21 protein-coding genes and 1 tRNA gene are annotated in these 22930 nt (G+C 61.1%); 12 read left to right on the top strand and 10 right to left on the bottom strand.

Annotated elements, in window-relative coordinates; genetic code table 11:
- The first annotated feature begins 3 nt into the window (after positions 1-3).
- Complete coding sequence (locus tag EOW68_RS07590) at positions 4-705, top strand: metallophosphoesterase family protein (RefSeq protein WP_128224558.1); 702 nt, start codon at positions 4-6, stop codon at positions 703-705.
- Between the two features lies 1 nt (position 706).
- Complete coding sequence (gene ppk1 / locus EOW68_RS07585) at positions 707-3190, top strand: polyphosphate kinase 1 (RefSeq protein ID WP_128224557.1); 2484 nt, start codon at positions 707-709, stop codon at positions 3188-3190.
- A gap of 122 nt (positions 3191-3312) precedes the next feature.
- On the opposite strand, the gene EOW68_RS07580 is transcribed toward ppk1, so the two are convergent.
- On the bottom strand, positions 3313-5091 hold the full coding sequence (locus tag EOW68_RS07580) for a site-2 protease family protein (RefSeq protein WP_128224556.1): 1779 nt from the start codon (positions 5089-5091) through the stop codon (positions 3313-3315).
- 84 nt (positions 5092-5175) lie between these two features.
- Between EOW68_RS07580 and EOW68_RS07575 the strand changes: the two genes are divergently transcribed.
- Positions 5176-5601 carry a pyridoxamine 5'-phosphate oxidase family protein gene (locus EOW68_RS07575; RefSeq protein ID WP_431358803.1) on the top strand — a complete coding sequence of 142 codons (426 nt, stop codon included), beginning with the start codon at positions 5176-5178 and terminating at the stop codon, positions 5599-5601.
- 5 nt (positions 5602-5606) lie between these two features.
- On the opposite strand, the gene lysS is transcribed toward EOW68_RS07575, so the two are convergent.
- Both lysS and pyrH read right to left on the bottom strand, forming a co-directional pair.
- Entirely contained in the window at positions 5607-7244 is a 1638-nt protein-coding gene (gene lysS, locus EOW68_RS07570) for a lysine--tRNA ligase (RefSeq protein WP_128224554.1), read from the bottom strand.
- Positions 7241-7927: a UMP kinase gene (gene pyrH, locus EOW68_RS07565; RefSeq protein ID WP_128224553.1), complete on the bottom strand. Its 687-nt coding sequence runs from the start codon at positions 7925-7927 to the stop codon at positions 7241-7243. The genes lysS and pyrH overlap by 4 nt, the downstream gene beginning before the upstream one ends.
- Positions 7928-8253: 326 nt before the next feature.
- Between pyrH and EOW68_RS07560 the strand changes: the two genes are divergently transcribed.
- On the top strand, positions 8254-8499 hold the full coding sequence (locus EOW68_RS07560) for a DUF7123 family protein (RefSeq protein WP_128224552.1): 246 nt from the start codon (positions 8254-8256) through the stop codon (positions 8497-8499).
- A gap of 118 nt (positions 8500-8617) precedes the next feature.
- Positions 8618-9772 carry a site-2 protease family protein gene (locus tag EOW68_RS07555; protein WP_128224551.1) on the top strand — a complete coding sequence of 385 codons (1155 nt, stop codon included), beginning with the start codon at positions 8618-8620 and terminating at the stop codon, positions 9770-9772.
- Here the strand turns inward: EOW68_RS07555 and thiL are convergent, their stop codons facing one another.
- Positions 9773-10642, bottom strand: a complete 870-nt coding sequence (gene thiL / locus EOW68_RS07550; protein ID WP_128224550.1) for a thiamine-phosphate kinase — start codon at positions 10640-10642, stop codon at positions 9773-9775. It lies immediately after the preceding gene.
- Positions 10643-10765: 123 nt separating this feature from the next.
- Here thiL and EOW68_RS07545 point away from each other — a divergent pair, with 123 nt between their 5' ends.
- The 3 genes from EOW68_RS07545 (at position 10766) to EOW68_RS07535 (ending at position 13146) form a co-directional block, all read left to right on the top strand.
- Entirely contained in the window at positions 10766-11821 is a 1056-nt protein-coding gene (locus tag EOW68_RS07545; protein ID WP_128224549.1) for a PAS domain-containing sensor histidine kinase, read from the top strand.
- Positions 11822-12008: 187 nt separating this feature from the next.
- The gene (locus EOW68_RS07540) at positions 12009-12470 is read left to right on the top strand and encodes a 30S ribosomal protein S19e (protein WP_128224548.1); all 462 of its coding nucleotides are present in this window, start codon (positions 12009-12011) and stop codon (positions 12468-12470) included.
- A gap of 61 nt (positions 12471-12531) precedes the next feature.
- On the top strand, positions 12532-13146 hold the full coding sequence (locus EOW68_RS07535; protein WP_128224547.1) for a stage II sporulation protein M: 615 nt from the start codon (positions 12532-12534) through the stop codon (positions 13144-13146).
- A 153-nt stretch (positions 13147-13299) separates the two neighbouring features.
- On the opposite strand, the gene EOW68_RS07530 is transcribed toward EOW68_RS07535, so the two are convergent.
- The 4 genes from EOW68_RS07530 to EOW68_RS07515 all read right to left on the bottom strand — a co-directional run bounded on the left by EOW68_RS07530 (position 13300) and on the right by EOW68_RS07515 (position 17014).
- A complete protein-coding gene (locus EOW68_RS07530; RefSeq protein ID WP_128224546.1) occupies positions 13300-14328 on the bottom strand; it encodes a histone deacetylase family protein in 1029 nt (342 codons plus the stop codon).
- Positions 14325-14765 carry a histone gene (locus EOW68_RS07525; RefSeq protein WP_128224545.1) on the bottom strand — a complete coding sequence of 147 codons (441 nt, stop codon included), beginning with the start codon at positions 14763-14765 and terminating at the stop codon, positions 14325-14327. The genes EOW68_RS07530 and EOW68_RS07525 overlap by 4 nt, the downstream gene beginning before the upstream one ends.
- Positions 14766-14833: 68 nt before the next feature.
- The gene (locus EOW68_RS07520; protein ID WP_128224544.1) at positions 14834-16267 is read right to left on the bottom strand and encodes a single-stranded DNA binding protein; all 1434 of its coding nucleotides are present in this window, start codon (positions 16265-16267) and stop codon (positions 14834-14836) included.
- A gap of 132 nt (positions 16268-16399) precedes the next feature.
- Positions 16400-17014 carry a DUF7504 family protein gene (locus EOW68_RS07515; RefSeq protein ID WP_128224543.1) on the bottom strand — a complete coding sequence of 205 codons (615 nt, stop codon included), beginning with the start codon at positions 17012-17014 and terminating at the stop codon, positions 16400-16402.
- Positions 17015-17168: 154 nt separating this feature from the next.
- On the opposite strand from EOW68_RS07515, the gene EOW68_RS07510 reads away from it, so the two are divergent.
- Positions 17169-17241, top strand: a tRNA-Arg gene (locus tag EOW68_RS07510).
- Positions 17242-17748: 507 nt separating this feature from the next.
- On the opposite strand, the gene EOW68_RS07505 is transcribed toward EOW68_RS07510, so the two are convergent.
- Together EOW68_RS07505 and EOW68_RS07500 are read right to left on the bottom strand one after the other, a co-directional pair.
- Positions 17749-18369 (bottom strand): halocyanin domain-containing protein, encoded by a 621-nt coding sequence (locus EOW68_RS07505; RefSeq protein WP_128224542.1) that lies wholly within the window; start codon positions 18367-18369, stop codon positions 17749-17751.
- 105 nt (positions 18370-18474) lie between these two features.
- Complete coding sequence (locus EOW68_RS07500) at positions 18475-19182, bottom strand: 5-formyltetrahydrofolate cyclo-ligase (protein ID WP_128224541.1); 708 nt, start codon at positions 19180-19182, stop codon at positions 18475-18477.
- 90 nt (positions 19183-19272) lie between these two features.
- On the opposite strand from EOW68_RS07500, the gene EOW68_RS07495 reads away from it, so the two are divergent.
- From EOW68_RS07495 to metX, 3 genes are all read left to right on the top strand, one after another.
- Positions 19273-20334 (top strand): nuclear transport factor 2 family protein, encoded by a 1062-nt coding sequence (locus EOW68_RS07495; protein WP_128224540.1) that lies wholly within the window; start codon positions 19273-19275, stop codon positions 20332-20334.
- 78 nt (positions 20335-20412) lie between these two features.
- Complete coding sequence (locus tag EOW68_RS07490) at positions 20413-21717, top strand: O-acetylhomoserine aminocarboxypropyltransferase/cysteine synthase family protein (protein WP_128224539.1); 1305 nt, start codon at positions 20413-20415, stop codon at positions 21715-21717.
- Positions 21718-21719: 2 nt separating this feature from the next.
- A complete protein-coding gene (metX, locus tag EOW68_RS07485) occupies positions 21720-22925 on the top strand; it encodes a homoserine O-acetyltransferase MetX (RefSeq protein WP_128224538.1) in 1206 nt (401 codons plus the stop codon).
- The last annotated feature ends 5 nt before the right edge of the window (positions 22926-22930 follow it).

The raw sequence follows: 22930 nt of genomic DNA, 5'->3' as shown, positions 1-22930 counted from the left end.
AATATGACAACTAATCTTACATTAAACAGTGCTATCGATCCATCTCATGAACACATCGATTCTGCAGAGTGGGATGATATATACGTCGTCGGCGATGTCCACGGCTGTCGGGAGGTTCTGGAACAGTTACTTGCGAGACTCGATCCGGCCCCCAACGATCTCGTCGTCTTCGTCGGTGACCTCGTCCGGAAGGGACCCGACAGCAAGGGGGTCCTCGATCTTGTGCGAGCGCATCCGAATTTTCGTTCTGTTCGGGGCAACAACGAACAGAAACTCATCGATGGTCGAAAATCGATAGAGACCCTGACTGACGACGACCTTGCGTATCTCGAATCGTTGCCCCTGATCATCTCCTGGGACGATGTCGCGGTCGTCCACGGCGGCATCGATCATCGCAAACCGTTCGATGAACACACACTTACCGAACTACTGAACAATCGGTCGCTCGTTCCCGATGGGAGCTACGAGCGTCCCTTCTGGTTCGAGGCACGTCCGGAGTCTCCACGGGTGTTTTTCGGACATACTGTCCTTTCTGAACCCTTCGTGAGCGAGCATGCAGTCGGACTCGATACTGGCTGTGTGTACGGCGGGCAACTGACTGCGTACGACTATCGGGCAGACGAACTCATTGCTGTCGATCCGCCGGAGACCTACGTCTCACGGTCGTCTGATAGCATCGTTGAGCCAGCAACACTGGACCCATAATATGACTTTCGAGGATCCACTCGATATCCCACCCTACGAGCCAGCAGATGTCGACGTGACCGACTCCGGTCTGTACCTGAACCGTGAACTAAGCGAACTTGCGTTCCAGCGCCGAGTGATGCACGAAGCCCTCGATGATCGGAACCCATTGCTCGAACGGATCCGTTTTCTTGTGATCGTTACGCGAAACCTGGACGAGTTTGTTATGAAGCGTATCGGTGGCCTCAAACAACAGATCGAGGCTGGCGTCACGGAACAGACCGTGGATGGCCATCGTCCACGTGAACAGTGGGAAGCGGTCCACGAGCAGCTCGAACCAATGCTCCAGACGCAGGCGCAGTGTTATGCCGAGATCCTTCGGCCGGCACTGGCCGAACAGGGTATCGAAATCGTTTCGTACGACCAGCTATCCGAGGGGAACCGGTCACGGATGCGCGACTACTTCGAAACATCGATCAAACCTACGCTGACACCGCTTTCGTTCGATCCTGCTCATCCGTTTCCGTTTATTTCGAACCGGTCGCTCTCGCTTGCGGTTCTTACCCGGCAACCGAGTGTAGAAGACCCGACATTTACCAGAATCAAGATCCCACCCAACAGGCCGCGACTGATCGAGGTGAACGACGATTCGCGGTATGTTCTGGTCGAGGATGTGATCCGAGAGAACCTCGATCTCCTCCTGCCAAACGTCGATATTATCGACACGGCCCTGTTCAGGCTGACACGTAACGCCGAGGTCCGCCGTAACGAAGAGGTCGCGGAGGATCTCATCGATATTATCGAGGATGTCCTCGAACAGCGTCGCTTCGCAAGCGTCGTCCGGATGGAGATTGCATCGGATGCAGACCCCCAGATCCGTGATACTCTGCAGGAACAACTCGATCTTGCCGAGCGTGAGATATACGACCTCGACGGCCCGATCGACTACCGCGATTTCGCAATCCTCACCGACCTCGACCGACCGGAACTCAAACTCGACCAGTGGACACCACAGCCCCACCCTCGCCTCAAACGCCACCGTCACTCTCCGTTTGAGGATGAGGATGAAACTGACGAGGGTCGGAGTATTTTCAGAGATATCAACGAGGACGATGTCCTGTTGCACCATCCCTACCACGATTTCGACGTGACTGTCCAGCGATTTCTCACTGAAGCGGCAAACGACCCCGATGTCCTCGCAGTCAAAGCAGCTATCTACAGAACCGCCAGTGATTCACAGGTCATCCAGTCGCTGATCGAAGCCGCCGAAAACGGCAAACAGGTCGCGGTCATGGTCGAACTGAAAGCCCGCTTCGACGAGCAGAACAATCTCGAATGGGTCCGACGACTGGAAGAAAACGGCATCCACGTCGCCTACGGAACGATCGGGCTCAAAACGCACACCAAAACTGCACTGGTCGTTCGAGAGGAGGACGACGGTGTCAACCTCTACTCGCACGTCGGCACTGGCAACTACCACTCCGAGACAGCCAAAGGATACGTCGATCTGGGGCTGTTGACGGCTGATCACGATATCGGCCAGGATCTCGTGACGCTGTTTAACTCATTTACTGGACCGGGACTGGACAAACAGTTCCGGAAACTGCTGGTCGCGCCGGTAACGATGCGACGGGAGTTTACCCGATACATCCGCCGTGAAGCCCAGCACGCACAGGCTGGCAGGCCAGCACGGATCGTGATAAAAATCAATGGCCTCGAAGACTCGGCAATCGTCGAAGAGCTGTACCGGGCAGCGATAGCCGGTGTCGAAATCGATCTCATCGTCCGGGATATCTGTCGGCTCCGTCCCGGTCTCGAAGAGATCAGCGAGAACATCTCTGTTCACTCGATCGTCGGCCGATTCCTCGAACACTCCCGGATCTATTACTTCGAAAACGGTGCACGGGCCGCTGAATCTGAAGAGATCGACCATTGTAGCGACGGCGGCGGCCCCGAGTACTATATCGGCAGTGCCGACTGGATGACCCGGAACCTCGACAAACGGGTCGAAGCTGTCACGCCGGTCGAGGATCCACGAATTCGTCGACAGCTGAAATTTAACCTCGATGTGATCCTTGCGGATAACAGGAAACGCTGGACGATGAACTCCGATGGCAGCTATGATCAAAAGCGTCCGCAGGAAGGGGCGGTCGTAATTAATACGCAGCAAGTCCTCATGGAGCAAACACGAAGAGCAGCTCGGGCTTCTGACAACGAAACTGGTCTGATGACGGATTTCCCCGTCGATAGTGATATTCTCGTCGAAACACCGGAACGCCAGCAAACGGCAGACGGTGAGCACGGTTCATCTTCGAATGCCGCCTCCGGGACAGTTGACGGGGGAACAATCTCGGAAGACCCACTCCAGCGTCACGAAAGTCGGTGGTATCGACCCGATAGCAGTATTTACGACTTCGCAGTACGAACGCCGGATGGTGGTCGGCGATATTTGAAAACGAGAGCGGGTGCCAAAGCGGCGATAGAGGAGTTGTACGGTGGAGAGTGACAGACATCTAAGTTGCCCGCTCCACTCCTTCCTGTCGGTGACTCGCGCCTCCACGTTTTGAGAGCCCGAACAAAAGTGTTGGCGCAGATCTCGGCGCCTGCGCCATTTTGTCCCTTCCGGAGCTACAACAGGACCGGTCCGAAGACCAGCACCATCACCGCGAACACCATCCCGAGCGTTATGCCGCCTGTAATGAGTGTCACCACGGTTCTCCGGCGCGGGATCGGTAGCCGGGAGATGATCGATTCGGTGCTCGTCCGAAGGATGTGTCCGCCGTCGAGCGGGAACGCCGGGATACAGTTGAACAGCGCGAGATTGAAGTTGATCCACCAGCTCCAGAAGAGGAGATTCGCTGCGAGGAAAACCCCGGGTCCGAACATCGAGAGAGGTCCCTCGACGACGAAAAAGCTCGTCACGTCGCCGGTAAAGCCTGCGAAGTTGTAGCTAAAGGATGTCGGATCCATCAGCGTCGCAAACGGCAACACGAGCAGATTCGCCGTGAAGGCGAGTACCGAGGTGATCGCCGGGAACTGTGCCGCGTTCTCCCCGGAGAGCCACGAGAGGAACTGATCGGCCGGGTACGGATCGACACCGAAATCGTCGAACACGAACCCGCTGTAGCCGTCTGCGAGCACTGTGTCCGGCACACCCAGATCACCGTCCGCGCCGACAGTCGCGTTGAACGTTCGCTGTTCGCCCTCGACGTACAGTTCGACCGGGACAGTCGTACCGGCCGTGAGGTCGTCGCGGACCGACTCGTAGCTGGAGGCGTTCGTAATTCGTCGGTCGTCGAGTCGGGTCACCACGATCGGCGTCCCGTCACTCGGCGCACCGTCTGCGGGTTCTGCGAGAGCGCTCTCTGCTGGCAGTTCGGCGATGTAGGCACCGATCGGCAAACTCTGATTCCCGCGCGTGGTGACGAGTGTGTTGACCGACCGGTCTTCGACAGCCGCCGCGAACGCACGCTCCGTGTTTACCGTGGTCTCGTTGACCGCCCTGACCCGCGTGAGTGGGTCGGTCCCGACGATATCGTCACCGAATCCGTCGGCGTTGCCGAGAACGAGTAGCCGTCTGTCGACCTGGACGGCGTCACCGTCTTTCCGTTCGACGGTGAGTTCCTCGTCTGCGTTTGCTTCGAGTGCCGTATCGAGCGCCGAGGCGTTCTCGATCGGGGTTCCGTCGATTTCGGTGACGACGTCACCGTTTCCGAGCCCTGCCTCGGCGGCTCCCGATCCCGGGACTGTATCGCCGACCGGCGCACCGCCGACGACAGCGATTGAGCCGGCGATCGGTATCAACAGGAGGGCTGCAATCACGCAGACTGCGAGGTTGTTCGTGATCCCGGCGGCGAACATCCGGGTCTGTGCGCCGCGGTCGGCCGCTCGCTGGTCGTCGGCGTCGGGTTCGACGAAGGCACCGATCGGGATGAGCGCGAAGGTTGCGACCCCCATCGACTCGATCTCGATATCCTCGACCCGACAGAGCAGGCCGTGGCCGCCTTCGTGGACGACGAGTCCGACCAGCAAGCCGAAAATAATCTCTGGGGCGGCCGACAGCGGGAGAAAGTCGTTGACGCCCGGGATGACGAGGACGTTCTGTGGATTCTCGAACGTTCCTGCCTCCGGCTGTGCGATGATCGCGGGGACTGCGATCAGGACGCCGATGCCGGTGATGACCATCACGACCAGTGCGATTCCGACGCCTACGTTCCCCCAGGCACGCCAGAAGCGTTCCCGTTTCGCGAGCCTATTGAGTAACTGTCTACCGCGTTTCGTGTGGATTGTCGTCAGCGGTCCCGAAACCTTCACCGACTCCGGCAGGTAGCCACGGGCTTTCAGCCCCATCGCAACTGCGGTGTAGAGGACGATACCGACGAGGACCCACGTCAACAGGCCAGCCATTAGCAGTACCGTAGGGAGGTCCAGTAAAGAGGTTTTGGTCTTGGTGGGTCACCCGTTTTGATCTCATTGACCCACAGCATTAGGATGCTGGCGGGCGATAGTGGCAGTGTGCCAGAGATTCCTGCCGAGTTCCACGACCTCTTCGAGAAGGAAACGTACGCCCACGTCGTGACGATGTTTCCAAACGGGATGCCCCACGTTACACCCGTCTGGATCGATTACGACCCCGAGGACGACCGGCTACTCGTCAACACCGAACGCCACCGCTGTAAGGCCAAAAACGTCTCGAAAAACCCCGCTATCGCCGCGAGCATGACCGATCCGGACGACCCCTACCGGTATCTCTCCGTCACCGGCGAAGTCGAGGAGATGACGACCGAGGGTGCACGCGAACACATCGACGAACTTTCACAGCGGTATTTCGGCAAGGACTATCCAGTGGAAATCGAAAGCGAGCGAGTGGTGCTCCGGATTCGACCGGAGCGGGTCTTCACCGCGAATCCGAACTAGGCTGGCTACCGTTCCCGCCGGAGCCGCCCAACTACGAACGCCGTATCGAGTTTCGCGAGGAACGGGCCCAGCTTCGGTCCCTCGGAATCGTCGAAGAGGAGTCGGTAGCCCGCGCCGAAGAAGTCACCGACGTCGATCCCGTGGCGCTTTGCGATCGCGAATATCTCACTCTGTATCTCGTCGCCGTCGTGGCCTGCTTCGATGAAGTCGGCCAGTTCGTCGAGTGCCTGCTCGATTTCCGCCTCGAACTCGTGGTCGGGAATTGCCGACCGCTTGAGTTCGTAGTTAAAGGCGTTGTCGGTCAGTCGGGCCCACTCGCTCGCGCGCTCGACGCGCGCGAGTGCTTGCTCGATAGCCCACTCCGGCGCATCGTCGGGGATATGTCCCTCACGTCTGGCGATCTCCTCTCGCTGGTCGGGGTCGTCGGTCATGCCGAGCACGGCAGCGAAGGTGTACGGGATGCGGATGCGCTCTTCGCGAATCTCGTCGACGACGGTCGGATACGCGCGCTCGGCGAGTTCCCGCTGGTGGTCGTCGACCTCGCTTTCACCGAAGTAGACGCGTTCGAACTCGTCGAACTCGTCGACGAGCTGGTCGACGTTCTCGATGCTGAAATCCCGCTGTTTGAGCGGTGCTTTGCTGAAGAAATACCGGAACACTTCGGGTTCGAGGATCTCGAGCACCTCGCCGACAGTGACGATATTGCCTTCCGAGGAGGAGAGGGCGTCGCCTTCCAGCGTGAACCACTCGTAGACCATCCCGACTGGTGGCTCGACGTCGACCACGTTCTCGGCGATATCGACGCCGCTTGGCCAGGAGCCTTCGGCGTGATCCTTGCCGAAGGGTTCGAAATCGACGCCTAACACCTTCCACTGGGCGGGCCACTCGAACCGCCAGGGGAGTTTGCCGTCGCGCAGACTCGCGGTTCCCTCGTGGCCACAGCCGTCGATGGTCCCGTCCCCTGCCTCCGAATCCGTACAGCGGTAGGAGACCGTGCCGGCATCGAGGTCGACGTCGGTGATCGTCTCGGTGAGCTGTCCACACTCCTCACAGCGTGCGAAGAAGGGGACATAGTCGTCGTCGACTTTTGACTGGTAGTCGGATAGTACCTCCCGAGCTTGCTCGCGGTTTGCGAGAATGTGACGGCTCACCTCCTCGAAGCTGCCGTCTTCGTACAGTTCGGTGTTGGAGACAAACGCCACGTCGACACCGAGTTTCGCGACTTCCTGGCGCAGCAGTTCGGTGAAATGTGCGCCGTAGGAGTCACAGCAGCCGAACGGATCGGGGATATCGGTGTACGGTTTGCCGAGATTCCGGCCGAGTGCGCCGGCATCGACCTCGCCGAGCCCGACCAGGTCGCCGTCGAGATCAGCGAGCTTTCGCGGGATGGAACGCAGTCGATCCCGGTCGTCGGCAGTAAAGAGCTGCCGTACCTCGTGACCGCGCTCCCTGAGCACGTCGGCGACTATGGCGCCCCGCAGGATCTCGTTGGCGTGGCCGATGTGTGGCACGCCCGACGGCGAGACGCCCCCTTTGATGACGATCGGATCGCCCGTCGAACGCGTTTCGACTGCGTCTGCGACAGCGTCCGCCCAGAAGGCGTGGTCACTGTCGAGGACGTCGTAGGGATCGGGGTGGCTCATCGTTCCTCCGGCACGATTTCGGTGCCATCGTGGCCGCCGTCGACGGCGTCCGCGACCAGTTCCGGCTCCGTCCCATCGAGCACGACCGCCCGGAGCCCGGAGCGTTCGAGCAGTTTCGTCGCCAGCAGATCGACCGGCGCGTTGCTACCGGCTTCGAGTTCGATTCCCCCGACGATGTCGACCAGTTCTCCCGGCGAGAGGCGGTCGAATTTCGTCGCCTCGCTATCCTCGCTGGGATCGGCGCTGTAGACGCCGTCGACACTCGTCGCGTAGATCAGCAGATCCGCATCCGTGTACTCCGCGAGTGCGGTCGCGACTGCGTCAGTCGTGTGCCCGGCAACTGTGCCGCCCATCACGGGGATGTCCCCGCGCTGGAGGGCTTCGCGGGCCCGGTCGTGGTCTTCTGGCGGCGTCGGTGCCACCCGGTTGTCCAGTGCAGCGATCAGTAGTCGGGCGTTCAACCGCGTGACGGCGATCCCGAGCTGGTCGAGTTCGATCTCGTTTGCGCCTAGCTCTCTGGCTGCCCCGATGTACTCCCGCGCTGTCGGACCACCGCCGACGACGAGGCCGATGGTGTGGCCGGCGTCGTCGAGCCCCTCGATGACATCTGCGTACGCCGCGACTCGGTCGGCGTCGACTGTGGGAACGAGGACGCTCCCGCCGATAGAGACGATTACCTTCATTGCTACGCCGTTACTCCGATTCCATCTTAAGGGTTGTTACCCACGCTGGCAGTGCTACAGCTGTCGTTATATGGCTCAAAAACAGGAAAGAACATCCGCATTTTCCCGCTGAATGACGATTATATCAAAATAATTGGGGTGAAATAAAATCTGATTTTATTCTCGTATTACAGTGTCTAAACGTATTATAAAATGTCTAAGCAGGTTTGGTACGCTCGTGAAAAGTCGTTTTACGTGGGTTCATCTTGAATGCAGTCAAAGCAACTCGAAGCTTCCTCCCTTTATATCCCCCTGTAAGGCATACGCATGAGTGAGGAGGACCCAACATGAGCACGACACAGACTGTCGACGACGGCCGATCGAAAGAAGAGCGACTGCGGAGCTATCTGAAACAGAAGGCAGCTGACGGTGAGATGTACTTCAAAAGCAAGTTCATCGCAGAAGAGGTCGGCCTCTCCCCGAAGGAGATCGGCGCGCTGATGGTCAAACTCAAAGACTCCGCGACCGACATCGAGGTCGAAAAGTGGTCGTACACGAGTGCGACAACCTGGCGCGTCGAGTCTGCAACCTGATACTCGTCGCGTGTCGTGTACCGTCCCCGCAACCACCCGCCCTCTCTTTTCTCTGCTGTCTCCTCGCCAGGACACCCGTTCGAGCTTTTTATACAGATCCAAGCCTTACGTGTGTTCGATGGATGGTAGCCACGGGGCCCCGTCACCGGATTCTGAGGATATCTCGTCACTGTTCGACACATACGAAGTTCGACGGGACGGGGAGACGGTTCTCTACGTCGGTGAACCGCGCACGTCCGGCAAGCAACTCGAACGGGAGCTGTGGCCGCTGTTTCGCGAACACGGCTACGAGTTGACGATCCAGCGTGGCTACCAGACCGAGGCGGGTGTCCCCATCTCACGCGGTGAGTTCGTCCTCGTCGCGGAGCCGTGGTCTATCGAGATCGATGGCATCCCGTGGACGAACGTGATTCTGTTCGGGCTCACGGTGCTCTCGACGCTGTTCGCCGGTGCCTTCTTCTGGTATCAGGTTCCGCTCGCCTCCGAGCCCTGGCGTGCGATCGAGGCCTGGCCGTTCGTCGTCGCGATTCTCGGCGTGCTCGGTGTGCACGAACTCGGCCACTACGTGATGAGTCGCTACCACAACGTCCAGGCCTCGCTGCCCTATTTCATCCCGTTGCCGACCTACATCGGCTCGATGGGTGCGGTCATCAAGATGAAAGGCCAGATCCCCAGCCGGAAGGCGCTGTTCGATATCGGGGCTGCGGGGCCGCTCGCGGGCCTCGTCGCGACGGTGGTCGTCACGGTGATCGGCCTCCAGCTCGATCCCCTGCCGGCACAGCAGGCAGCCACCGCCCAGGCACAGGCCGGGGAAACCTTCGTCGAGTTCAACAACTTCCCGCTGCTGGAGATCATCGCGTGGGCGACTGGCACGACCGCGAAGATCAACGGTGGACCGGTCCACCCGGTCGTCTTCGGCGGCTGGGTCGGCATGCTCGTGACACTGCTGAACATGCTGCCCGTCGGACAGCTCGACGGTGGCCACATCCTCCGGGCGATGGTCGGCAAACAGCAGGAACGGATCGCGTCCGCTGTTCCGCTCGCGCTGTTCGGACTCGCTGGCTACCTCTTTTTCGTCGCTGACGGCATCGACTCCGTCGGCATCTGGGCGATGTGGGGGTTGTTCTCGGTCGGGCTCGCGTACGCTGGGCCGGCGGACCCGATCGACGACGAGCCGCTGGACCGGAAACGGATGGCACTCGGCATCCTCACACTGGTCCTCGGTGCGCTCTGTTTCACACCGATCCCGATCGAAATCGTCGAAGCCGCCTGATTAGCCGTGTGTATACCCTCGATCTGGAAGTGTCTCGCCGTCGAGTGTAACTCCTGAGTCGGTGACGGTCCCGATCCGGGAGAGTGGAACAGATAGTTCGGAACGGATCGTCGGTAACTCCGTTTCGGGTACTGTACAGACGAGTTCGAAATCCTCGCCGAAAAAGACGCCGAGCTCCTGCCGTTCGTCGTCACTTTCTACAATTTCGTCGACAGAGTTGTCGATCGGCAGCGGGGACTCGATCGCAAAGCCACAGTCGCTCGCGTCGGCGAGCTGGTGCAGTGAGCGTGCGAGTCCGTCGCTCGAATCCATCATCGCCGTTGCTCGCCCAGCCAGCACGCGGCCGGCGGCTACCCGTGGCTGAAACCGGAACAGCTCGTTTGCGCGGTCGGTCTCACCGGTCTCGAACAGGTGGAGTCCGGCCGCAGATCGGCCGAGCGTTCCGGTGACACAGACCGTATCTCCCGGCGTCGCACCCGAGCGCAAGACTGGCTCGTCGGCCCGACCGATCGCTGTCGACGCGACGGTAAACTCCTCGTGACTGTCGAGATCGCCGCCGACGTACGCACCACCGACCTGTTCGCAGACGTCCCGTGCGCCAGTTACGAACGCTTCGATTTCCTCGAACTCGAAGGTCGGCGCACCGTAGACCGCGACGGCAGCGACAGCATCGCCACCCATCGCCGCCACATCCGACAGCGAGGCGCCGACAGCACGCCAGCCGGCCGTGTACCGCGTCGTCCCGTCCGGAAAGTCGGTCGACTGGTGGAGCATGTCGGTCGTCACGACCAGTCCGTCTACGACGGCCGCGTCGTCCCCGGCCTCGGGAAGGAGTGTCGCCAGTCGTGCCAGTGCGTCGCGTTCGTCCATACCCGCGATACACAACCGTGTGGGAAAAGTCGCCGGATAAGCTGTTATTCCTGTAGTGACAACAGACCGACTGGACCCGCCGTAATTAAGTACGTACTACTCGAATCCACTGTCGAGGCTGGGATGAGCGAAGAGAACACGTCAGTCGATGTCGGGCCGGGCGACGCCAACACGACCAACTACGAGTATCTGGTCGAAGAGGCCGAAGACGGGCTGTACATGCTCGACTCGAACGGCTATTTTGAGTTGATAAACAGTGCCTTCGTCGAACTCACGGGGTACGACCGGGCGGAACTCATCGGCGCAGAGCCGACACTCGTCTTCGAAGAGGCGGAGTTCCAGCGGTTCAACCGTCAGATCCGGTCGATACTCGAAACGGATGCGGAGTCTGGCTCGTTGCTGACGACGATCACGACCAAATTCGGACAGCAGAAACCAGTCGAGGTCAGGTTCAGCCTGTTGCCGATGGCGGATGGGGAGTACAACGGGCTCACTGGCGTGGCCCGGGACGTTCGGGGCCGGCGACACCGCGAGCAGAAGCTGGACGTGTTGAGCCGTGTCCTCCGACACAATATGCGCAACCGTCTCAACCTGATCTTCGGTCACGCCTCGGTGCTGAAAGGTGCCGACGACGAGCAGTATCGGGCGGCAGCAGGGAAAATCGAGAGCGCCGCCGACGAACTGATGGAGCTAAGCGAGAAAGCACGGACGGCACAGACGGAAGTCGGATTCAATCCGTCGGAGAACAACCAGACCGACATTACGGAACTGATCGAGCATCTCGCAGTCCAGTGCCGCCGGAACAATCCCGATGCGAAGATCAAACTCGATCTGCCCGAGGAGCTGATCGCCAATACGCCGAAATCGTATCGAATCGCGCTCAGCGAACTCGTCGAGAACGCGATCGAACACAATCCGACGGAAAACCCCGTGGTTCGGATCAGCACCGAGCGACAGGGGTCGGAGGTGTTGACGATCGTCGACGACGAGTGTCCCCCGATCCCCGACAGCGACTGCCAGGCGATAAACGAGGGGAAAGAGACTCCCCTGGTCCACTCACTCGGGATCGGGCTCTGGCTCGCAAACTGGGTCGCCGACACTGTGGGTGGCGAACTGGAGCTGAAACGGCGGGAAGACGACTCGGGTAACCGAGCGATCATCCGGCTTCCCTACACCTGATAGTGGTTGTTGCGAGTCTTTACCGCTGGCCTGTCACAATCCGGATGTTTCAGGTCCCGAACCTACTGCCTACGTGACCTGAACGCGAAACTAACCGCAACAATCACTATGACCGTTCGTGCGAAGGATTCGCACTCGCTTCCGCCGTTCACAAGGGTTAAATGGCGACAAGAGGAAGGATTTGCCAATGACAACAGTGTACGACGTGCCGGCTGATGCACTCATCGAGGCAGTGATGGCCGAGCTCGAATCGGAAGACGAGATCGAGGCACCCGACTGGATCGAGTTCACGAAATCCGGTGCCGACCGCGAACTCCCGCCCGAACAGGAGGACTTCTGGCTGCGCCGAACGGCGAGTCTGCTGCGGAAAGTCTCCGTCGACGGGCCGGTCGGTGTCGGCGCGCTCAAAACCGAGTACGGCGGCGGCAAACAGGGCTCGAACCGCTACCAGGTCCGACCACGAAAGAGCGCCGACGGCTCCGGCAACGTGATCCGGACCGCGCTCCAGCAACTCGAAGCAGCGGGCTACGTCGAGACTGCGGAGGGACGCGGACGGAAGATCACGGGTGCGGGACAGAGTCTGCTCGACGAGACCGCCGCGGACGTCCTCGACGACCTCGACGATCCGGAACTCGAACGGTACGCGTAACCACTGTTTTCCTGACTGTGTCTCGCGTTTCTGCGTTGCGGCGGCGATTCCCACGTGACGTATGAGAGGCGAATGGCCATCCGCCAGTCACCTGCTTGCGGCCCTCCAGGGCGATCTCCGGGCAGCGTGGCTCGCCCACAGATCGTACGTCTTCGGTTCGACGCTGCTTCTGTTCGGGTCGATGTCTGCCGGCGTTCTGTTCTGGCAGCGTGGTCGCGGGGTCAGTGATGTCCCCGCATCCCCGCTCGCCTCGCAACTGCTCCCACGGCAGTTCTCCGTGACGACGCTGCTAGGCGACAATATGGAGCTGTTCTCGCTACTCGTCGTCGGTGCACTCACTCTCGGCATTCTGACCGCGGTCGGACTCGTGGCACAGGGGATCGTCGCTGGTTACTTCCTCGCAGGGTCGGCAGGGCAGTACGGCACTGGGCTGCTGGCTGTTGCCATCGTTCCCCACAATGTCCCGATGCTCGCTGCCTTCGTACTCGCGGCTGCGATCAGTTTCCGGCTGGTCGTCTGTACGCTCGGTCGCCTCGTGGGGGCGCGTCCTCGGACGCTGACCACGGACGAGTGGCGCCAGGCCGGCCTGTTGCTCGCCTGTGCGTGGTTGGTGTTACTCGGTGCGGCACTAATCGAGGCATATCTCACCTTCTGGCTGACCGATCTCCTCTTCTAGAGTCGTACTACGTCTGATAGCGATTATTTTCGCGATTCAACAAATATTGGTGTGTCTCGCCGTCTAACCGCTCTCTCGTTCGAGCATGGCGTCGACGGCTATCGGCCGTCTGCTCGGGAGCTGTCATCTCCCGGTGGGACAGAGTCGCAACGATCAGTATGAGTCGGCCGACAGCCCGTCGAACTCTTCCTGTGATTTCACGGCGTCGAGGATATCACGGGCGCTGTCGCTTACCTCTTCGTCCGGCACCATCGGCTCGTAGCCATCGAACACTTCGTGAACTTCCCTGATGCTCTCCGAGAGCGTATCTAGCCCGTAGCCGCCTTCGAGGATGAATCCGAGCGCGCTGTCGGCGTCGTCTGCGATCTCTCGAACGCCTTTGGTCAGACAGCCATAGCCTTCCGTCGAGACCCGCATCCGGGAGATCGGATCGTGTTCGTGGGCGTCGAAGCCGGCGCTGATGAGGAACAGATCCGGATCGAACGCCTCGATTGCGGGACCGAGTACCTCGTCGATGGCTGCGAGATACGCCGCCGTCGTCGTCCCCGGTTCGAAGGGGATGTTCATCGTCGTCCCCTCGGCATCTCCAGAGCCGGTCTCGGCAATTTCGCCCGACCCCGGGTAGAGCCCTTCCTCGTGGATCGATGCGTAGAACACGTTCTCCTGGTCGTAGAAGATGTCCTGTGTCCCGTTGCCGTGATGGACATCCCAGTCGAAGATCGCGACTCGCTGGGCGTCACCGCTGTCGATGACAGCCTGTGCGGCGACGGCTGCGTTGTTGAAAAAGCAAAACCCCATCGCGTCGTCTTCGACCGCGTGGTGGCCGGGTGGCCGGCCCAGCGAGAACGGTGTCTGTCGGCCGTCGTCCCCGTCGAGGGCGTTTACGGCCGCCTGTTTCGCGAGCCCGGCACTCGTCAGCGCGGCCTCCCAGGTCCCGTCACTGACGACCGTATCGGCGTCCCAGTTGCCCCCACCCGCGTCACAGAACGTTTTCAGCGAGTCCACGTACTCCTCCTCGTGGACCGAGAGTACCCGCTCGCGGTCGACTGGCTCCGTCTCGACGTACTCGACACCGTGTCTGTCAGCGAGGCCGCGCTTGATCGCCCGCAGTCGGTCCGGACTCTCCGGATGGCGATCGCCGGTCTCGTGATCGAGACACGTGTCGCTGTATCCGAATTTCATTCAAAGTACTGCTTGAGTTCAAAGTATGCTTCGACGTCCTCGGCCTTGATAGTTCGCCTGCCGGCGTGTCGCGCGAGGAAGGCAGCCGCGGCCGCGATCTTCTCCGCGTACGCCTCCAACTGTGCGGTCAGTACGATCCGCGCATCCATCGACACCCGGTATCGGCTGTCGATATCGAGCCGTGCGACGCGGTCGACTGGCGCGATCGGCAAGTCAAGTGTATCCTTGTCCGGGACGGTGTCACTACCGAAATCGCCGACCATCAGCGTCTTTCGACCTCGACCGTCAGCCCGCTCGGCTGCTGTCTCGGCACGGCTCGCCCCCCGCTGCTGGATACGGCGTGCTAGTTCCTCTGCGGCCCCCGCACTCACACGCAATCCGTCCGCGTTCCGACGGATGACGTCGTCGACCGGTGCGACTGGTAGCTCGACACTCATACGCCACATCGGGGCTGTTCCCCTCTTAAACGTTCCGAACAGGGCCGTCGACCGTTCAGAGGCGGCCGTTACAGAATCTCGTCCGCATCGAGGCGCTCACCGTCCACTGTACCCCGTGCTGTCACCTCTTCGCCGAGCTGGAGATGGCTATTCGTCTCGACTTTCATCGTCTCGGTTCCGTTGTCGAGGACGACCGGATCGCCCGTCTGGACCACTGTCCCGGTAAACTCGGTTGCCGTGGTCTGGCCGCCGCTGTCGGATGCTCTCTCTGTCGTCTCCGGCCCGTCGCCGTCGGCGAAGGCATCCAGCCCTGCGCTGTCGCCACCGTCGGAGACGGCATCTGCGGGCTCCGGATCGGCTCCCGTTTCGGCTGGTGGTGAACCGGCGTCGATCGTCGCATCTTCCAGCACGACGACGGTCGATCCCCAGCCCGCCGAGGCTTCGAGGTCGTCCTGCCAGCCGTCCTGGATCTCGACGTCGGCGGCGAACACTTCGTCACCCGGGCCGACGTCGAGATCTGCCTTCTCGCCCCACAGCGCGACACGGATGTCGCCGGTGTCGTCCTGAATCCGGACGTTCCGGACCTGCCCCTCGGAGCCGTCGTCGCGGTCGAAGGTCCGTTTCGGGTCCGTCGATCGGACGACGCCGGCGATATCGATCGTCGTGTCGAGTTCGGCCGCGTCGATGGGTGTCGCGTCGGGCTCGAAGGCGACGTTCTCGTCGATTTCGTCGACTGCGCCCCGGTCACCGACGTGTAGTTCCAGCGAGCCGTCGCGCTCGCGGACGTAGCCGTCCACGACTTCGACTGCAGTCCCGGCGTCGAGTTCTTCGGCACGTGCTGCCCTGTCGTCCCAGAGTGTCACGCGGATCCGTCCCGTCTCGTCGCCGATTGTGAGATTGGCGACTTTCCCTTCTGAGCCGTCGTCGCGGTCGAAGGTCCGGAGTTCCTCGGTGCCGAGGACGAGCCCGCGAACGGTGACGTCCGACTGGCCGAGCGTGAGTGCGTCGATAGCGGAGTCGTCACCCAGATCGATATCGATCTCGACTTCGTCGTCGGGTTCGGCCTCGTCGACGCTGACCTCCAGGCCGTTGTAGCCGTCCTTTGGCCGGCCCTTGATGCGCAGGACGTCGCCCTGGCTGAGGCCGCCGTCGTCGATCGCTGCTGCTTGCTGGTCCCAGAATGCCAGCCGGACGGTCTCGGTCTCGTCGGCTACTTCGACGTTGATTACCCGGCCGTCTTCGTCCTCGCCGTCGCGTTCGAAGGTTCGCAGCTCCCCGACGGAGAGCACTTTCGCGAGGAATTTCACCTCGTCCATCGCCGGTTCGATATCGGAGATCGTCTCCACTTCGTTGTCGGCGATCTCGTGAGCGATGATCATCGCCGCCGTTTCCTCGTCTGCGAGCCCCTCCATCTGCTCGACTTTCTGCTGGACGGCTTCGCGGAACCGTTCTTCCGACACGTCCGCCTCGAGATCGTCGTAGATGTCCTCGATCGCGCCCATTACTGTGCGAACAACACGGCTGGTTGCTGCTTAAGCGTTGTCGTTGACTGTTCGTCCGGGACTGTGTAGTTCATTACTGTGTCTGGATGGGCGGCCTCTGGGATATAAACGTCCGGATCTGCTGCTGCGGGATTATTTCTGTATCGTCCAGCTTCCGTCTTCGTCGACCTCGATGACGGCGTCGAACAGCCCTTTCAGTGTCGCGATGGTCTGTCGGTCGTGTGCCTCCGGATCGAGGTGGAAGTGTCCGACTCCGCCGACGGTTTTGATCCGGCCGGTGACGACGTGGAGAAATCGGAACGCACGCTGGAGGTCGGCGTACTGCAGCAGGGAGGTGATCCCGTCGAAGCAGACGGCGATGTGTTCGTCGTCGGCGGCGGCGGTCGCCATCCCGGAGAGCAACTCGCTCAGTTCGATTCCGACACCGGTGAGATCGGAGGGGTTCTCGACAGTTTTGACCGCCCAGGAGGGGTCGTCGACTCCTGCATCCGCCTGTCCGATTCCGACGATTCCGCCCCGGAGCGGTGAGACGCCGACGTAATCGATCCAGCTGTCCACCCACTCCTGTGGGGTGTCGGTGTACGTAATCGTCAGGACATTCGTTTCGCTGGGCTTCGTCCGAGAGATCACGTCCAGACAGACATCGGCTCCCTGACCGCCGAGCGACGGCGTCAGTAACAGAATATTGGAGACGTCGGATAGCTCCGACAGTTTGTTTTCAGTGGTTGAGCCGGCCCGCTCAGACATATCCTACTCTCAGACTCGGTGGATTAAAAGAATGCTGGTTATTTCGTTGTTGTGTCGCGCCAGTGTCTCTTGATTTCGATCCGACAGATCTGTCTCTCGATGCTGGTCGGTGAATCGTAACCCCTATGAGTGGTTCCCTGCTACAGATGGTTGAGTCCTGATAGGGTAGTGGACTATCCTCTTGGCTTGCGGAGCCAGGGACCGGAGTTCAAATCTCCGTCAGGACGCTTTTCCAAACACAACGACGACGAGCGTAGCGAGTCGTCCGTGTTTGGGAAAGCGGACACGCGGAGATTTGAGCAGACAAGTTGCAGCCCGGAACGGCGCGACGCGCCGCATGCCCGGACCATCTTGGCCAGTTCAAATCTCCGTCAGGACGTTCATTCCTTGCGACCGCTGCATCCGCAGCGGACGCTGCGTCGTTCACGTCCTGACGTGCCCTGCGCTCACTCTGTTCGCGCAGGACTCCGTCAGGACTTGTAGACACCGGAGATTTGAGCAGGGAAGTCGCAGCGGCCGAGCAAAGCGAGGCCGACCGTCTTCACGAGTTCAAATCTCCGTCAGGACGTTCATTCCTTGCGACCGCTGCATCCGCAGCGGACGCTGTGTCGTTCACGTCCTGACTTGCCCTGCGCTCACTCTGTTCGCGCAGGACTCCGTCAGGACGCTTTTCCAAACACAAAGACTAGTGGTATGACCGCCCGCGACTATCCTAATCTCTCGTCTTAATTCGTCTAGCTGTCTTCGGTCTGATTTTCGGACATCTGGCCGTCTTCAGTTTCGTTCCCGGTTGCTTCTCCGCCGGCCTCAGCTCCTCCGCCGACGATGAACGCGCCGTGCATACCCAGTGACCGGTGGGGATCGCAGAAGTACAGTCCAACACCCTCGTCATCGAATGTCTCCTCGACTGTGTGGCCCTGCTCCTGGATGGTCTCTTCTTCCCCGAACTCAGTAAACGCGCTATCATCGGCAGGGATGACGTTGTGACCGCCGCCCTCGCCGGTCCACTCCCAGATGATGGTGGTACCGGTGTCGATCTGGATCGCTGCGGGCTCGAAGGCCAGCCCGTCCTCTCCTCCACCGACAGCGACAGTGACGCTGCTCTGTCCGGTGTTGTCCACGATCTCACCCTCGTACCCTCGTGCGTCTACCCCGGTGAGATAGCTGTCGACCTCTCCCTGTGGACCGCTCATTTCCGTCTCGCCGTCTCCACTCCCTGTTTCTCCGTTCTCGTTGTCGTCGGTCCCTAGGTGCGGGGACTCGCCGCCTCCGTCAGTCTCGCCACAGCCTGCCAGCGCGACAACTGCCCCTGTTGCGCCGGCTAACAAAAACTGTCGTCGTCTCTGTGATGTCATTGTATTATATCTCACTAACATTGGAGGGATAGTTATAGTTATATCTCACGAATCTCAAGAGAGATCGTCGATGCTGGCGCGCTCTCTGTAAGTATACCAAAACTGTCATTGAGCGTGTAGTCGCTGCAAAATCGGGATCTCCTCGATTTTTTCGGCGGGCAAGGCACCCCAGTCGATCCCAGACGGTTTTGCTCCGGCAACCTCGGTCGCAATCGCTCGCTCGGGCGTGCACAGGTGTTCGATAGGTACGTCGTGAGCGTCCGTCGGAATCTCCCTGTCGACGACCTGCATCTCGTGAACCGTCGAGACTGTCGTCGTCCCGTCTCCGACGAGTCCGAACTCCCGCAGGATGGCGAACTCCAGATCGCTGTACCCCTCGCCTTTCCCGACTCTGGCTCCCTGCTCGTCGACCGCGACGCTGCCGGAGACGATCAGATCGATCGGTTCCATCTCCTTGGGGCCGACCTGGACACCGACCTCCGAGGAGCCACCGATGGTCGTCGCGTGGTCGATATCGTCGATTTCGGCCGGATCGAGCTTCAGGAAGCAGTCCTCGTCGCGTAGCCGTGGCACTGCCATGTAGAGCGTTTTCCCCTCCCGGAGGGCTGCACGACGGACCGGGAGCTGTGGCGAGTCCGGATTCGATTTGATCGCATCGGCGTCCTGCCAGGTATCGAGTTCCGTGAGTCGTTCGGCGGCGTCTTTGGCACCAGCGAAGTTCGGAATCCGCCCGTGAGGCGGGAACGGAAACCGCGCCTCGCCGGTTTCTTCCAGCTCTTCCCAGATCTCCTTGCGGAGTTGCTGTTTGTCCATACGCCGCGTTCTCGGTGCTGGTACTAGTGCCTGTCTCCGTCGTTCTCGAATTCCACAGAGCTTACTGCACTCACTCCAACGAGAGAGGTAATGGATCGCAGAGCGTTTCTCTTTGCAGCGACCGGAGCAGCCGCCACGGCCGGTCTCGCCGGCTGTCTCGGCGCACCGGGGAGTGACCCACAACCGGAGAACGTACCCGAACAGGCGGTCGAACAGTACTTTCGGGCACTCGCTGACGGTGACCGTGCGGCCCGAGAGGCGATTCTCCACTCGGAGAACCCCGAACTGGCGCAACTCGCACAGACTGGAGACGGCGACAGTCAGACGTTCGATCTGGCACTCCAGGAGACGACTGTCGTCGAACGAGAGGGTGAGCGGGCAATCGTCGACGTGACTGTCCGGTTCGGGGACCAATCTGTCACCAACGGCCTCGAACTCCGTGTCGAGGACAACCGCTGGAAGATCTGGGGGACTGCGAGGATCGACCGGCAGGTCTCGGACCCGATTCCCGACGATCCCGTCGGCGTCGTCGTCCAGTACTTCGAGGCGGTCGATCTGAACGATGTCGACCGGATGGAACGGCTCGTCCACGCTGGGGGGCCGCTGGCTGCCGACCGATCTTTCGACGAGTCCGCAGTTTCGGAGGTCAGCGCTGCTGTCGTGGACGCGAGTCTCGTCAAACAGACCGACGGGAGCGCCGTCGTGGAGGCGACCCTGCGAACGATCTCGGATGGCAGGGCCGTCGATCAACAGAACCGGATCCGCCTCCGCACGGAAGACGGCGGCTGGCGACTCTGGAACTGGGTCGAAACAGCCGATAGCGGGATCACTGCGGGGATCCCCGAGGAACCCGAAGCGATCGTCGAGCAGTACTTCCTGGCCTTCGACGTGGCTGATCTCGACCGGGTCAGAGAACTCGAACACGCCGAGAGCCCTGGCGGACTCTCCGAGGGGATTTCCGACGAACAGCTGGGCGCGTATCTCGACTCCGTCGATATCATCGTCGAGGAGACGCGGCTGGTCAGCGAATCCGACGAGGAGGCTGTCGTTGAAGTCACTGTGACGACGGTCGTCGACAGTGGGCAGACGAACACCTCGGCGGTCGTGCTCCGACGCGACGACGCCGAATGGCGGATCTGGAGAGAGAGCTAACTGTGAAATGCTAACACTCGTTGCGAGTTTTGCCGTAACTGGTGGTTATAGATGTATAGAGATATATGAGTCACATACATGACTAACGAGAACGGAGAGCGGACGGGCTTCGGGACCCGGTGTGTTCACGCCGGGCAGGGAGCGCCCGACCCCGCAACAGGTGCGCGAGCACCGCCGATCTATCAGACATCTTCCTACGTGTTCGAGGACGCCGGCAACGCGGCAGACAGATACGCCCTCGAAGCCGACGGCAACGTCTACTCGCGGTTCGACAATCCGACAGTCTCGATGCTCGAAGAACGGCTCGCGAGTCTCGAATCCGGGACGGGCGCGGTCGCGACTGGCTCGGGGATGGCCGCACTCGACGCGGCGACCTCTGTCCTCGCTGCCACTGGGGACAACATCGTCTCTGCTTCTTCGATCTACGGCGGCACTCATTCTTACTTCTCGAATATGGCGAGCAGACGCGGGGTCGAAACCAGATTCGTCGACACCCTCGATCCCGACTCCTACGCCGAGGCAATCGACGAGAACACTGCCTACGTCCACTTCGAGACGATCGGCAACCCATCACTCGTCACACCTGATATCGAGGCGATCGTCGACGTCGCCCACGACCACGATACCCCAGTTTTCGTCGACAATACGTTCGGAACGCCGTATCTCTGCCGCCCGCTGGAACACGGCGTCGACCTGGTCTGGGAGTCGACGACGAAGTGGATCCACGGCTCCGGGACGACTATCGGTGGCGTCCTCGTCGAGGACGGCTTGTTCCCGTGGGCCGACCACGCAGACCGGTTCCCGGAGATCGGCGGCGAGAACCCGGCCTTCGACGGGGTCACGTTCGCCGAGGATTTCCCCGACCAGCCGGTGACGATGGCCACACGCCAGCGCTCGCTACGGAGTCTCGGCGACGGCCAGAAACCGTTCGACGCCTGGGTGACGATGCAGGGCGCCGAGACGCTCGCCGTGCGGATGGAGCGCCACTGCGAAAACGCACTCCAGGTCGCCGAATACCTCCAGGGTCACCCCGACGTTGCGTGGGTGAACTACCCCGGGCTTGAGAGCCACGAGACACACGCCAACGCGAGTGAGTATCTCGACGGCGGCTACGGCGGGATGGTTACCTTCGGTCCCGCTGGCGGCTACGAAGCTGCGAAAACGCTCTGCGAGGAGACCGACCTCGCCCAGTTCCTCGCGAACATCGGCGATGCCAAAACGCTCATCATCCATCCAGCGAGTACGACTCACGCACAGTTGAGTGAAAAAGAACAGCGCGCCTCTGGCGTCACCCCGGATCTGATCCGGCTCTCGGTCGGGATCGAGGACGTCGACGACATCATTGCGGATCTCGACAGCGCACTCGTGCACGCGGAGGAATAACGATGGAGACAGAACACGACACGATCTCGCTGGGCGAGTTCGAGTTCGAGTGTGGTGAGTCGATCCCCGAACTCGAAGTCGCCTACGAGACCTACGGCGAATTCACCGGTGACAACGCGGTACTCGTCTGTCACGCGCTGACCGGTAGCGCCCACGTCGCCGGCCACAGCCGAACCTCGGGGACCGCCGGCCAGGCACGCGCCTGGTGGGACGATATCGTCGGTCCCGGCAAGGCGATCGATACGACGGAGTACTACGTCGTCTCGGCGAACGTCCCCGGCTCCTGTTACGGGACGACGGGGCCGAAATCGACCAACCCCGAGACGGGCGAGCCCTACGGCACCGAGTTCCCGGCCGTGACGGTCACCGACTGGACGGAGGCCCAGCGACTCCTGCTGGACGAACTCGGCGTGCCGCATCTCCACGCGGTCGTCGGCGGCAGCGTCGGCGGGATGAACGTGCTGGAGTGGGCGAAACGCCACCCGGATCACGTCGAGCGGATCGTCCCCATCGCCGCCGCGGCCCGTCTGGACCCGCAGTGTCTCGCACTCGATGCGATCGCCCGCAGAGCGATCACCACCGACGACGACTGGCAGGGCGGCGACTACTACGGCGGCGAGCACCCGAAAGACGGACTCGCAATCGCCCGACAGATCGGCCACGTCATGTACCTCTCGAAATCCTCGATGGAACAGAAGTTCGGCCGCCGCGCAGCAGGTCGGGATGCCGTCCGGACGTTCCCGAGCGATCCGGCGGCTGGCTTTTTCCCGTACCGCGACGTCGAGTCCTATCTGGACTACCAGGCCGAGAAGTTCGTCGAGCGGTTCGACGCCAACTCGTATCTCTATCTCACGCGCGCGATGGACAACTACGATCTCTCGCAGGGGTTCGAGGGTGACAGCGACGCACTCGCTGCCTTCGAAGGGGAGTCACTCGTCATCTCCTTTACCGAGGACTGGCATTTCACGCCTGCGCAGGCGGAAGCCCTCGCCGAGGCGATGCGCGATGCCGACGTTACAGTTGCACACCACGTCATCGAGTCCGACCACGGTCACGACGCGTTCCTGGTCGAACCGGACAACGTCGGCCCGCCGCTGTCGGATTTCCTCGAAAAGGGAGTCAGAGGCAAGGCCGTCACTGACACCGAGGAGGAGTTCGACGACGGTGACCAGTTCGCACCGGTCCACACGAGTCTGTTCTCGGACTGAGCACC

Origin of the sequence: Halovenus amylolytica (assembly GCA_004015825.1) — an archaeon.
In the GTDB taxonomy this organism is placed as follows: Archaea; Halobacteriota; Halobacteria; order Halobacteriales; family Haloarculaceae; genus Halovenus; species Halovenus amylolytica.
The sequence above is the reverse complement of the archived record's forward strand: the minus strand, read 5'-3'. Positions and strand labels throughout refer to the sequence as shown.